Annotated in this window: 10 protein-coding genes; 7 read left to right on the top strand and 3 right to left on the bottom strand. The window is 65.6% G+C overall.

Translation table 11 applies throughout. The features are described from left to right. Positions 1-55: 55 nt before the first annotated feature. Positions 56-724, bottom strand: coding sequence for a Crp/Fnr family transcriptional regulator (locus GC106_RS03320; RefSeq protein ID WP_173124142.1), 669 nt, complete (start codon positions 722-724; stop codon positions 56-58). A 417-nt stretch (positions 725-1,141) separates the two neighbouring features. Between GC106_RS03320 and GC106_RS03315 the strand changes: the two genes are divergently transcribed. The 6 genes from GC106_RS03315 (at position 1,142) to fxsT (ending at position 9,770) form a co-directional block, all read left to right on the top strand. Next, positions 1,142-1,303, top strand: a complete 162-nt coding sequence (locus GC106_RS03315) for a hypothetical protein (RefSeq protein ID WP_173124140.1) — start codon at positions 1,142-1,144, stop codon at positions 1,301-1,303. 173 nt (positions 1,304-1,476) lie between these two features. Then, a complete protein-coding gene (locus GC106_RS03310; RefSeq protein WP_173124138.1) occupies positions 1,477-1,971 on the top strand; it encodes a helix-turn-helix transcriptional regulator in 495 nt (164 codons plus the stop codon). Positions 1,972-2,027: 56 nt separating this feature from the next. Then, positions 2,028-2,819 (top strand): lytic murein transglycosylase, encoded by a 792-nt coding sequence (locus GC106_RS03305; protein ID WP_173124136.1) that lies wholly within the window; start codon positions 2,028-2,030, stop codon positions 2,817-2,819. 92 nt (positions 2,820-2,911) lie between these two features. Next, the gene (locus tag GC106_RS03300) at positions 2,912-4,387 is read left to right on the top strand and encodes a VMAP-C domain-containing protein (protein WP_312872382.1); all 1,476 of its coding nucleotides are present in this window, start codon (positions 2,912-2,914) and stop codon (positions 4,385-4,387) included. Continuing rightward, positions 4,384-5,418: an AAA family ATPase gene (locus GC106_RS03295; protein WP_173124132.1), complete on the top strand. Its 1,035-nt coding sequence runs from the start codon at positions 4,384-4,386 to the stop codon at positions 5,416-5,418. The genes GC106_RS03300 and GC106_RS03295 overlap by 4 nt, the downstream gene beginning before the upstream one ends. 44 nt (positions 5,419-5,462) lie before the next feature. Next, positions 5,463-9,770 (top strand): FxSxx-COOH system tetratricopeptide repeat protein, encoded by a 4,308-nt coding sequence (gene fxsT, locus GC106_RS03290; RefSeq protein WP_281368361.1) that lies wholly within the window; start codon positions 5,463-5,465, stop codon positions 9,768-9,770. Between the two features lie 22 nt (positions 9,771-9,792). Here the strand turns inward: fxsT and GC106_RS03285 are convergent, their stop codons facing one another. After that, positions 9,793-10,977 (bottom strand): aKG-HExxH-type peptide beta-hydroxylase, encoded by a 1,185-nt coding sequence (locus GC106_RS03285; RefSeq protein WP_246364629.1) that lies wholly within the window; start codon positions 10,975-10,977, stop codon positions 9,793-9,795. Between the two features lie 646 nt (positions 10,978-11,623). Then, a complete protein-coding gene (locus GC106_RS03280) occupies positions 11,624-11,791 on the bottom strand; it encodes a hypothetical protein (protein WP_173124126.1) in 168 nt (55 codons plus the stop codon). Between the two features lie 149 nt (positions 11,792-11,940). On the opposite strand from GC106_RS03280, the gene GC106_RS03275 reads away from it, so the two are divergent. Continuing rightward, positions 11,941-13,503 (top strand): VMAP-C domain-containing protein, encoded by a 1,563-nt coding sequence (locus GC106_RS03275; RefSeq protein ID WP_246364628.1) that lies wholly within the window; start codon positions 11,941-11,943, stop codon positions 13,501-13,503. Position 13,504: the final 1 nt, after the last annotated feature.

Genomic DNA, 13,504 nt, shown 5'->3' with positions numbered 1-13,504 from the left:
GGTTCACCCCGCCCTCAGTGTGTATGATTCCACACTTGAGAGTAGGAATCTACACTTATCGGGATGCTGTCGTTCGCAGCCGTTCGAGGTCGTGCAGCACGATTCGCTGGCGCCCGGTGCTGACGATGCCTTGTTCTCGCAACTGGCGCAGGGCGATGGCCACGGCGTCGCGAGTGGCACCGATCCGGCCGGCGAACTGCTGCTGGGACAGCGTCGTCTCGATCACCCAGCCGTCTTCGGTGTTCTCGCCGACCTCCGCGGCGAGGTCCAGCAGCCAGCGGGCCAGCCTGCCCTTGACGTTCAACGGCGCGCGTAGCAACAACTGCTCGGACTGCCGCCTCCGGCGCACGGCGGCGCGGTACATCTCTGGCCAAAGGTTGTGCTCGTTGACGAAGCTCACGAGATCCTTGGCCGCGATGTTCAGGCCGACGACTTCGGAGATCGTCGTGACGGTCGCCGATCGGGGCTCGTCCATCAGCACACCTTCGTCGCCCATCACCTCATCGGGGCCGCGGATGGCGAGGATGACCTCGTTCTCGTGCACGTTCTGCCTGGTGACCTTCACATGGCCCTTCTGGATCAGCAGGACGTAGTGCGACGGCTCCCCTTCCCGGAAGATTCGCTCACCGGCCTCGTACGGAACCCGCTTTCCGCGTGCTTCCAGTTCCGCGCGCTGCTCGGGGGTGAGGATCTTGAGGATGTTGTGAGTTGCCTCCTCCACCATAGAGGTCAGTGTAGATATACACAGAAGTGTGCGGCAACTTCAGCATCGCATGGTCGTTCGGCCGGGCGGGGCCCTTTCCGTGCCGAGGTGCCACGCTCGGTGAAGGGACGACTAGTCCGCCGGGATGAAGCGTGAAACGCATATTCGACGTCCTGTGTCGGGTGACGTTGACGCCTTGGTTCGGCGTGTCGCTTGACGACTCGCCGGATTCGTCCGATCTTCGTGAACCATTCGTGATCGTGCGTGTTCGGAGCGTGACGCTTACGATGATCGGGTGTTTGCTCGAACGGGTGATTACAGGGCGTGTCCGTCTGCGCCGGGGTGCGTTGCCCCCGTAGAGTGATGGCGCGTCAGTTCCGGGGACGAGCGGGGACTCGCCCGGTACTGGAGGGGTGCGAACGGACGGAGTCAAGGCCGGTGAACGTCAAGAAGATAGTCCTGCTGGCAGTGGTTGCGCTGCTGCTGTTCTACCTGATCACCCAGCCGACGCAGTCAGCGGAAGGTGTGCAGACCGTGCTCGGCTGGCTGCGCGATGGCGCGGACGCGATCATCACGTTTGTCAAGGAGCTGTTCGCTTAATGACGCTGCGTCACATCTAGCGCCGAAGAGCGATCCATATTGGACCGTCCGGGTGGATTGTGGGGAAAAAGTCCAGGTGGCGAGATTGATGATGCGTCACCTCTGGATTCTTGGCCCGCTTCCACCCTACGGTCTTCGGCAACGAGTGATCATCGCCCCCACAGGAGGCACGCATGGTCGACGACCACGGGGTCGACGCTTTGGTTCGGCAGTGGACGGCTGAGCGTTCGCAAGACGCGGAAGCGGAGGAGATCAATCGGATTGCCTCGACGTGGCTCGCCGAGGGACCGGTAACCGTTTCCCAACCGGGGATCCCTGGTCAGCGCTCCAAGGGTGGGGCGAAGTCATGGGCGGCCGTGCAGTCGGCCGACCCGCGCTACATCGAGGCGATGAGCAAGCGCCTGCCGGGTGTGCCGGCCGACCTGATCGCCTCGGCGGCGGGTTACTGGCAGATGGTCGGCGGACTGGCCGAGGCCGAGCAGTGGTGGGACGCCGGCATCAGCCCGCTTGACCAGCGTGCGCTGGACTACCGTGCGGCCGGCCTGGTGCCGTCCGACCTGAGCCGTCGGCTTGGTCCGCTGACGGTGCTCGAGCACCTGCGCCGCGGCAGCGCGGCGGCCTGGTGTGTGGCGCGGCTGCAGCGGCAGCAGCGCAACGGTGTCGCCTGATCTTGGTGGCCTGATCGAAGACGTAACCAGGGCTTGGCCCTCGTCGTTGACGACCCATGGTGGTTGATCGTCGTCGAGGGCTGCTCTTGCGGCTTGCTTTGGTCGCGCTGGTGGTCGTACTCGCGAGCGGCGGCGTGTGGCTGCTGAACGCCACATCGGCGCCACAAGCCGGACCGGTCACCACCGAGATCCCCGCTCTGCAGGTTCAGCCCGCGCCCGTGCAACCGGGCGCGGTCGCACCGGCGGCGGCAGCGGACAGCGTGCCGCAGGCGACGGCCGGTGTTGCCCCCTTGGTCGCATGGGCGAACCAGGTCTCTCGTAGGACCGGAATTCCCGCCCGTGCGTTGAGGTCGTACGGCAACGCCGAACTCGTCCTGCGCTCCACAACGCCCGGCTGCCGTCTGTCCTGGGCCACACTCGCGGGGATCGGCCGCATCGAGTCCAACCACGGCCAGTACGGCGGTGCGCGACTCGGTGATGACGGCCGTCCGACCAAACCGATCATCGGCGTGCCCTTGGACGGATCGGCCGGCGTCAAACACATCTCGGACACCGACGGTGGCCGCTACGACGGCGACGCGACCCTCGACCGCGCCGTCGGCCCCATGCAGTTCATCCCGTCGACCTGGGCCAAATGGGCCTCGGACGGCGACGGCGACGGCCGCGGCGACCCCCAGCAGATCGACGACGCCGCCCTGGCCGCGGCCCGCTACCTGTGCGTCGGCGGCCGCGACATGGGATCGCCCGCCGGCTGGTGGGCCGGGGTGCTGTCGTACAACAACTCCGTTTCCTATGGTCAAAAGGTCTTCGGCCTCGCCGACGCGTACGCGAAACAGGGCCGGAGCTGACGAAAGCAATCTCATCGGTCTGAACTAATGATCCCGAGTGCCCAGCGCCCCTATGATGGACGGCACGCCTTCGGATAGGGGAGAGGTTCCGAATGACGGACGGCGACGGCGGCGACAACGGCGTTCTCTGGCCGCTTGTCCGCGCGTTGATGAGGGTGGGTTGTCTTAACGATCTGAGTGGCCGAAACCTGGTGATCAGAATAGTCAGCGACGAGCTTGATCATCCGTTGGCCGTCGACGAATACCCGCAGACGACCACACATCTGTTCAGTCTTGTCAACGCCTGCAGACAGCGTTCGGACGGATTGCCGACGTTGCTGAAGGTGCTCGAGCGGCTCGAGCCGGGCTCGACCGCCATGGCAGATGTCAAGCGTGTAATCACCGATATGATCGTCTACGACACGATCTCGCCTGAGGATCGCAGACAACTGTTCACGCTGCTCAGCGGGGTGGTGATCCCGGAAATCGGAGACCTGTACCGGCTGGTCGCCGGTGAGGCCGCGCTCGATCTGCCTGACCAGACGACATACCAGGAGATGTTCCGGGTGCTGGAAACGCTCAACGCGAGCGTCGACGGTGTGCCCAAGGCGATCGTGTTCGTCGAGCACCTGGCCGGCCGCGTGCGGCTGGACCTCGCGGTCGAACTGCGTCGCTGGGTCAGCGGGCAGGCCGGGAAACTGGGGCTGGAGCAGGAGCTGGCGAAGTTGCGCGAGCAGCTGGCGACGACCCTGGTGCCGAAGGTGCCGCAGCGCTCGGACGGATACGTGGTGTTCCAGATCGAACGCGCTGGTCCGAGCGGTGACGCTTACCGGATGGCGACATGGAAACAACTCGACGTATCCGACGGGTGGCACCCGGAGAGAGGCCAGGACGTCCATGCCAGTAACCTCTCCGAGATGAAATTCCGGGTCGCCGAGGTCATTGAGACCGTCGAGTCGGAATGGGCGCAGTTCGAGCCCAACATCAGGCTGGAGTTCCTGCTCTCCACCGAATTGCTGAACCTGGACGTCGACCAGTGGCAGTGGGAGACGGAGTCACGTTTTCCCGAACCGATGGGCTGTCGTTTCCCGGTCTCCGTCAGGTCGTTGGAAAGAATGAAGGCGCGGAAGTGGCACCGGGCGTGGTACATCCGCTGGAAAGAACTCAGGACACAGGTCGAGGAAAACGGCGGCGTCGCCAAAGGCGGCGGTTACCAGAATCCGTCCAACGCCCACCAGGCGTTACGGGAACTCGTCTCCCACTTCGAGCGCACGCCGTCCATTGTCTCGCTGATCCTCAGCGCCCCGCCGACCGGCGCGACCTACGCCGACGAAATATCGATCGCGCTGCGCGCGGGAATCCCGGTAATCCTCTGGCACCGCTCGGACTGTGACACCGAGGAATTCGCCGCGGCGGTGGACAACATCCTGTACGAGACCAATCCGCTGCACCTGCTCGACCGGGTGCGGATGGTGCGCGCCAACGCCTACTCCGACGGCCTGGGGCCGCGGCACGTCGGCAGCCAGCTGACGATCCTGTGGGACGACCCGTACCGGATGGTGATCCCGGAAGGGGTGCCCGCGGCATGACTGAGCGGAATCGGGACTGGCGCGTCTACACCGGGACCGGGCAGCCCCGGTCGTCGCCGGTCGAGAACCTGCCGAAGGCTCCGCCGTGGCGGCAGTTCCCCGGTGCCGGGCACGTCGAACCGCGACCGGTCGACGACGGCGGCGAGACGGCGCGCCGGATCGGCCAGGCGGCCAACCGCCGGCACCTCTCCACGCCGCACGAGGTCGCGATGGTCAACGCGGCCATCTACCTGCGGCGACCGTTGCTGGTGACGGGCCGTCCGGGCACGGGGAAGTCGAGTCTGGCGTACCTGATCGCCTCCGAGCTCGGGCTCGGCCCGGTGCTGCGCTGGCCGATCGGCAGCCGCACGCTGCTACAGGACGGGTTGTACTCCTACGACGCCATCGGGCGGGTGCAAGCGGCCAACACGCGTCCGCACGAGGAGCCGGACATCGGCGAGTTCATCCACCTCGGGCCGCTCGGTACGGCGCTGCTGCCGTACGACCTGCCTCGCGTCCTGCTGGTGGACGAGCTGGACAAGGGCGACATCGACCTGCCGAACGATCTGCTGAACGCCTTCGAGGAAGGCGAATACCGGATCGAGCAGCTGGTGCGGATCGCCAAGCAGCAGCCGGAGGTCACCGTGATGACCGACGACTGGGGCGGCACCGCGACGATCAAGCGCGGCCGCGTGCAGTGCCGCGCGTTCCCCATCGTGATCATCACCAGCAACGGCGAGCGGGAGTTCCCGCCCGCCCTGCTGCGCCGCTGCCTGCAACTGCACCTCGAACCGCCGAACGAGAAGCAACTCGGCGCGATGGTGGCGGCACAGTTCGGGCCGACCGAAGGAGTCGACGTCGCCCGGCTGATCGGCGAGTTCCTCCAGCGCAGCGACGAACACGGCGGCCTCGCGGCCGACCAGCTGCTCAACGCCGTGCACCTCGCCGTCGAGCTCGTCACCGCGGGCGTGCACCAGCCTGACGACGACGAGTGGAAGTCGCTGCTGTCGGCGATCTGGCATCCGTTGCAGAGCAGGAGCGTCACGAGTTGAGCGCCCTGCCGTCCGATGAGCCACCAGACCGGGAACCCGGTCTGATGTGGCAGGTGACGGCCGGGCATGCGAAGGCACGACCGACGGACCTGACTTGGCAGGAACTGCGCGACATCTGGTGGCTGGTGCGGTGCATTCACGCTGGGGAAAGGGAATCCCCGCCACCGCCCCGGGCAAAACCCGAACCGGAACATCCCCCGCGAACTCCCGAAAGTGAACGCCGACCGGAACCGGAACCGGAACCGACCCTTCCACCACGGGAAACACCGCCACCCAAACGAAAACAGCCCGAGCGGTACGAGGAATGGGCGGCACGCCAACGAGGAGCGGTCCGCCCGACATTGGTGGACACCTCACGGGCGTCCGCTCCGCTGCGCTGGCCGGCCGTTCCGGCACTGCGCGATCCCCGCGCGATCGAACAGGCACTGCGCCCGCTGACAAAGCGCGCCCCGTCGCCGTGGCTGAACGTTCTCGACGAGGAGGCCACCGCCAGCAGGGCGGCGGAGGAAAAGATCTGGCTGCCCGCCTGGCGACCGGCGCCGTGGCGGAAATTCGAGCTGCTGCTGATCGTCGACTCGGCGCCGACATTGGCGATATGGCGCCAAACCGTGGACGAGTTCACCGGAATCCTGGGAAATCTGGGAGCATTCCGCAACATCCGAACCTACGAGACAGACGGCTCACGTGCCACCGCCCTGCCGTTGGCTGTCGCGGGCACCGGCGTGCCACGCCACTGGTCCGACCTCGTCGACCCGACGGGCCGCACGATCGTCCTGGTGATCACCGACGCCATCGGCGCTGCCTGGCGCACCGGCGCGGCCGAGCACCTGATCGCCGAGCTGGCCGAACGAATGCCCCTCGCCATCGTCAACGTCCTGAACGACAGGCTATGGAGCTGGGGCGGCCTGTCCCCGCACCGCGTGCGTCTGTCGTCGCCGACTCCGGGCGCCCCCAACAGAATGTTGCACGCCGAGCCGCCGCCGAACGACGGAGTCGTGGTCCCCGTCCTCGCGCTGGCGCCCGAGTGGCTCTCCGGCTGGGCAACGCTGATCGCGGGCGGCGCGACGGAGACAACCGCGATCCACGCCAGCACGACCTGGCCGGTCGAGGCCGACTACCCGATCGGCATCGCCGAGCCCTACATCTCGCCGCGCGAGCGAGTCCTCCGTTTCAGGACCTACGCCTCGAAACGCGCTTTCCAACTGGCCTGCCTCCTGGCCGCGACCCCGTTGAACCTCCCCGTGATGCAATTCGTCGAGCACGTGATGCTCGATGGCTCGGAAATGTCCACCATCGCCGAGGTGCTCCTCGGCGGAATCGTGAAACCGACCGCCGCACTCCGCTCGGTGACCGATCCGGCGGCGATGGCGTACGAATTCTTCGACGGTGTCCGCGAAGAACTGCTCTCCATGGGAGTTCGCGCCGACACGGTCCGCGTCGTCCGCGTCGTGAGCGACGCATTCGGTGCGAGTGTGCCTTTCCTGAAAAACTTCCGGGACGCGGTCGACATGCCGTCGACAGCGCCGCAGCCAGTGGTCACGGCGGCGAATCTGGACTACGTGAAAATCGAGGCCGCGGTCCTGGCGGCCGTCTCCGGAAGTCACTACTCGCAGCGAGCCCGTTCTCTGGGGGAGAGATTGAGAAAGTACTCCGAAACCGGAGTGCCGGGTCAGCCCATTGGGGGAAATTATCAAGATCAACGTGTTATGCCGCCAGGTGAGCCTTACGATACCGCCGGCCATGAAAATATCAGCGGCGGAAGAAGCGAGTCGATGACAGCCTCTGTGGAGGACGACGAAATGAGTGTTTCCGGCACACCCACAACCGAACCCCGCAAAGGAACCGTCGTCAGGCCGCAAATCTGGGGAAACGTTCCGCTGCGAAATCCGGACTTCGTTGGCCGTTCCGCACTTCTCGACCGCTTGCAGGAACGACTGCTCGAAGGCGACGACCGGGCCACGGCGGTCCTCCCGGAAGCACTGCACGGAATGGGCGGTGTCGGGAAGTCTCAGACCGTCGTCGAATACATCTACCGGCACAGCTCCGAATACGACGTGATCTGGTGGATCCCGTCGGAGCAGCTGTCGCAGATCAACGCCAGCTTCGTCGAACTGGCCAAGAAACTCGGCCTTCCCGGCAGCTCGGCGGAAACGGCGCGGCCGGAAGTCCTCGAGGCCCTGCGGAAGCGAACCCCGCACCAGCGATGGCTGCTGGTCTTCGACAACGCCGAGCACCCCGACGTCGTCAGCCCGTTCATCCCGGCCAGTTCCGGCCACGTCATCGTCACGTCACGAAACCCCGACTGGGCAGGCGTCGCGCGCACCGTCGAGGTGGACCTGTTCACCCGTCAGGAAAGCATCGACCTGCTTCGCCTGCGCGGCGGGGACATCTCCGACGAGGACGCCGACAAGCTCGCCGACGCCCTCGGCGACCTGCCCCTCGCGGTCGAGCAGGCCGCGGCGTGGCGCGGGCAGACGGGCATGCCCGTCGACGAATACCTTGCCTTGCTTGAGCAGAACCTGACCGACCTGCTGGGCGACGAACGCGCGGCCGAGTACGGCGCGATGGGCTACCAGCGATCGGTCGCCGCCGCGTGGAACGTCCCGCTGCACCGTCTGCGGACATCGCATCCCGCGGCGCTGCAACTGCTCCAGGTCTGCGCCTTCTTCGGACCCGAACCCATTTCCCGCAGCCTGTTCACCGGCGGCCGGGCGGTGCCCGTCCCCCTCGAACTCGCCAACGCGCTGAGCGATCCGATCAAGCTCAACCGCGCGATCCGGGAGATCAGCAGGTACAGCCTGGCCAAGATCGACCACCGCAACAACACCCTCCAGTTGCACCGCCTGGTCCAGACCGTGCTGAAAAGCCAGCTGACCGAGAAGGAAAAAGACAGCATGCGGCACGCCGTGCACATGTTGTTGGTCCACGGCGACCCGGACGACCCCGACGCGGCCGCGAACTGGCCTCGCTACGCCGAACTGCTCCCGCACACCACCATGTCGAGGGCGATCGAGTGCCAGTCGGACGCCTGGGTCCGCCGGCTCATCATCAACCTCATCCGTTACCTGCTCGGGGTCGGTGACTACGAGGTCGCACTGGCCAACGCCAAAGAAGCAGCCGAGACCTGGAAGATCTATTTCGGTGAAGCACACGAGGACACCCTGATGGCCGCCTCGTTGCGCGGGCTCGCCCTCTTCAGGCTCGGTCGATTCGACGAGGCACGAAAGCTCAACGAGGAGGTCTACAAGCGGGTCAGGGACATCTTCGGCGAGGACAACGAGTTGTACCTGACGGTCGCCGACGCATACCGAACCGGGTTGCGTGCTCTCGGCAGGTTCTCCGAGGAGCTTGCCACGCAGACGACCATTCTGGAGAAGGCAAGGCAGGTCCTGGGCGACGAAGACCCCGCGACCCTGAGGTACGCCAACAACCTGGCAGGCAGTCTCCGGCTGAACGGGCGGTTCGTCGAAGCCAGAAAGCTGGACGAGGAGACCTGGCGCCGGAAGAAGATCGTCATGGGGGACGAACATTCCAGCACGTTCTTGTCGATGAACGCCTTGGCGATGGACGTCCGCGAATGCGGTGAGTACGTCGAGGCCTGCCGGATCCAGGAAGAGAACCTGGCTCGGCAGCGAGTCGTGATCGGTGACGACCACCCTCGAACGATCGGGGCGATGCGCAACCTCGCCGTGGCTCGGCGCAAGGCCGGGCTGCACCAGCAAGCGCGTGAACTGTCGGAGGAATGTGTCCGGCTGTACCGGTGGCGGCAGGGGGACAACAACGTCGACACGATCACCGCGGAGATGGGCCTGTCGGCGGACCTGAGAGTGCTGGGTTCCCTGGCCGAGTCCCGTGATCTGGCGGAACACAGCTGGCGGCTGTTCATCTCCCAGTTCGGCGAGAACCACCCGTTCAGCCTGATCGCCGCGATCAACCTGGCCGTCACGCTGCGCCTGCTCAAGCGGGTGAACGAGGCGAGGGACATCGACGCCAAGGCCCTGGACACGCTGTACAAGATCTTCGACAAGGATCATCCGTTCTCGCTTGTCTGCGCGACGAACCTGGCCAGCGACCTGGCGGCGATGGGCGACATCGAGGCGGCGCACGCCTTGGACGTGGACACGCTCGAACGGTCGACCAGGGTCCTGGGTGAGCACCACCCGTCTACCCTGGCCGTCGCGCTGAACCTGTCGATCGATCTGCAGATCCTCGGCAGGAAAGAGGAATCGGCCGCGCTGCACGGCGCCACGGTGACGAACTTCCGCAACACCCTCGGCCCGGATCACCCGGCCACGTTGGCCGCTGACCAGTTCATCAGGGCCAACTGCGACACCGACACCATGCAGCTGTGATGCCTTGGTCGGCGTCGGGTTGTCACTCGACGCCGACCGCCACCGAGCTGAGCCATCCCGTCAGACGCGGCAGGTCCGGGCCCGTGCCGGTGCGCGCGAGAATCTTCCGGTACAAGGCCACAACGACCTCGGGTGAGTCGAGGATCGCCGTCGCCGCGGCGTTGCCCTGAGCTCGCATGGACAGGCCGAGCCCGATCCAGCTGTCCACGTCATGCGGCATTGTCTGGACCAGTGTTGTGTACCCGATGGCCGCAGTGGCGTAGTCGCCCGTCAGGAACGCCGAATCGGCGGACGACACCGCCGAGTGCCGCATGGTCTCCGCGAAACGGTCGGGCTCAGTCGCTTTCAGCAGCAGGAGATCACGTCGGGCCGACCGCGTTCGCGACCTTGAGTTGAGCACTACTTTGCTGGGCGCGACGGTGGGTGCGGGAACGGCCACCAGCCATGCGTTGGAGAGCCGGACGAGGTCCTGTGGATCGGGCCGGGTGTGCTGGAGGCGCCACGTCGCACGGTGATCGTCGGTGATCGTGGCGATCGTGGCGGCGAGTTCCGGCTCGATCGGCTGGAGTCGCAGCGGGCCGAGTCTGGCGTCGATCGCCTCGACGAGACGCTTTCCCACCGCGGTCAAAGCAGGGTGATGGCGCAGCGAGCTGACCGCTTCGATGACTTGATGCCTGCGCAGTGCGAACGTGAAGTCCGCCGCTGGTTTCTCGTGGGGAGGCACAAGGTCACGCTGAATCCGCCAGAACTCGGCCACGCTGAAGAACGCGAAGACGCCGTGCAGCAAGCCGGTCAGCGGCCGGGGATCGTCTCGCCAGGGGGCATAGGTGGCCACGTGCTGACCGCCCACATCGAAGAGGTTCAGCAGGCCGTTCACCTTGGAGTGCTGGAATTCGTGCACAAGCGTCTCGGCCAGTGCCGTCGCCGATCCTGTGCCTGCGGCGCCCACAGCGCCGATCGCGACCGAGGAGGACGCGCCTTTGACCGTTCCGCCAGGACTGAGCGGTGTCACCATACGCAGACCGGCCGCGAGTTCCCTCGCGTATCCAGGATGCCAGAGCGTCAGGATGTCAAAGGCTTCGTCGAGGATCTTCCGCCACTCCGCTGATTGGACCGTGTCCATTCGGCGCGGCGGCATCGGTGCTGAGAACTCCCGGTACGGATCGGTGTCGTTTATCTCCACCTCCAGCCGTAGACCGCGCGCCATGGAGACATGTCGATGGGGGCGGAGGATGTGGCGGCTGTCCGTGGACGGCTGGAACGTGACGACTTCTCTGCCCACACCAGTTCTGAGTACAGCGTTGCCATCCGAGGTGTGCAGTTCGACGAAGCCGGTTGGGAATGCGATCGGCAACCGGACTTGGCCAAAAGTCGGCAGCGTGACCATTCCGTGCATGACCGGCACCCTGATGTCGCATGAAACCCGGGTCCGTATGGCCGCCGCAGCCACGAGCGAGTGCAAGTAGCCGAACTCGGACCACACGGGCAGCGCATCGCGTTCGTGGCCGTGGATTCTGCGTAACGTTCTGGCAGCCCACACACCGACCGTCGGATAGGTCAGTATCTCCCTGACCACATCGGGGTCTTTGTCTTCGGCGGCCGCCAGGACCTCCCACAGAGATTCGACATCGGTCAGTGGGCCAACGGTTCGGGGGTGCTCGACGCCGTAGTCGGCGAGCGCGCGTAGTAACAATTTTCGTTTGCTGAACTGTGCGGCTGTCACAGCCTTGACGAATTCGTCCGTCACGGTGCCGGAACACAGTTCATCGAAGACCTGACCGGACAACTGGTGGGTGAGCAGGTGTCGGTCGGGCTGGAATCGCAGGGGTTTCATTGTCCGGACCTCGTTGGCGTCACTCGTTCTGGACTTGCCGTTCGTCCCCGTTCGCGGTCGAGAACTCGACTTCCCATTCGACCGCCTCGGCCAACTGCCGGGTGGTGATCGTCCGCAGTTCACGGAGTGGAACTTCGGTCAGATCGACAAGCTCGGACGTGAGATCGGCTGCCGAGATCGTTGTCATGGACGGACCTCCCCGTACTGTCACCAGCATCGAACCCGCACCCTTCATGGTGCCGGACGGCCGCCGCGTGCGGCAGGGCTGATCGGCTAGTTCCGCAACCGCCGAACGGGGCCCCGGCTTTCTTGATCAAGTTTTTGACTGCTACCGCGATGTCCACGCGGCTGACACAATATTGTGCGCATTGCCGTGGCGGCGGACACTCCTTAGGGGGCGATGTGGCGGAGGACGGTGACGTCATACCGGCACGTGGACCTCTTTGGCCGCTTGTCCGTGCGCTCCTGCGGGTCGGGTGCCTGGCCGATTTGAGTGGGCGGAACCTGATCGTCAGAATTGTGTCCGACGAGCTGGGACATCCGTTGCTCGCCGAAGAACATGCGCACTGCGCGGCACATTTGTTCAGCATCGTCGAGGCGTGTCATCATCGGCCGGACGGGTTGTCCACCCTGTTATTCGTTCTCGACCAGGTCGAGCCGGGCACGAAGGCGATGGCCGAGGTGCGGCGGATCATCATGGAGATGTCCGCGCTGGAGGCTTGGTCACCACAGGAACGGCGCCGGCTTTTCAGCATGCTCTCCGGTTTCGTGGTGCCGGATATCGCCCAGATCTACCGGCTTGTCGCCGGTCCGCACGCACCGGAACTGCACGCGCAAACCACGTACGCCGAGGTTTTCCTGGCGTTGGAGACGCTCAACGCCGGCCCGGACGGCGTACCGAAACCGCTGATCTTCGTCGAGCACCTCGCTGTGCATGCCCGCCCTGACCTGCGAGCGGAACTGCGGCGTTGGGTGGACGCCCAGGCCATGCGGATGGGGCTGCTGCCCGAACTGAAAATCATCCGGGGCTCCGTCGGCAGTCAGGCGCCCAGTGATCCGGGCACTCCCGGATCGCCCGCATACATCGTTTTCCAGTTGCAGCGAGAAGGGCCCGCCACCGAACTCTATCGGCTTTCCCACTGGCGCCAGCGCGACCTTTCCGGCGGGTGGTACCCCCGGCGGGGATCGGATTTCGTCGGCAAGCTGGACGAGATCAAACACCGTGTCGCCGCGCTCGTGGAAGGCGTGGAAATCGATTGGGCGCCCTATGACTCCGACATCAGAGTCGAGTTCATCCTGCCGAGGGAACTGCTCAACCTCGACGTCGACCAATGGCAGTGGGAGGCCGAGAGTGACTTCCCCGAACCGATGGGCTGCCACTTCCCGGTCTGCGTCCGGAGCCTCGACCGCATGGTCGCCCGGAAATGGCACCGGCAGTGGTACATCCGGTGGAAACAGCTCAAGAACCAGCTCAGGGACCGCGGCGTGCTCACGCCGGATGCCGGTTTCTGGAGCAAGCCGGGCGGTGAACCGAACCTCCGGCGAATGACTTCCTATTTCGAGCAGACGTCCGGTGTCGTCGCGCAGGTGCTCGGCGCGCCACCGCCGGCCGGGCCGCCGTCGTTCGACGAGGTCGCGGTCGGTCTGCGGGCGGGCATCCCGGTGATGGTCTGGCACCGCAAGGACTGTGGCCTCGAGGACTTCGTCGCGACGGTGAAGGAACTGCTGCACGCGGAGGACCCGGGGCTGCTGCTGGACAGGCTTCGCCTGGTGCGCACGAACGCGTTCGCGAGCGAGACGGAACAGCCCCACGTCGGTAGCCATCTGGCCGTGCTGTGGGACGACCCCGAAAGGGTCGTGGTCCCGGACCGTCCGGGACCACCCGAGGAGGTGGATTGAC

The organism is Kibdelosporangium persicum, assembly GCF_013280595.1.
GTDB classification, from domain to species: domain Bacteria; phylum Actinomycetota; class Actinomycetes; order Mycobacteriales; family Pseudonocardiaceae; genus Kibdelosporangium; species Kibdelosporangium persicum.
The sequence above is the reverse complement of the archived record's forward strand: the minus strand, read 5'-3'. Positions and strand labels throughout refer to the sequence as shown.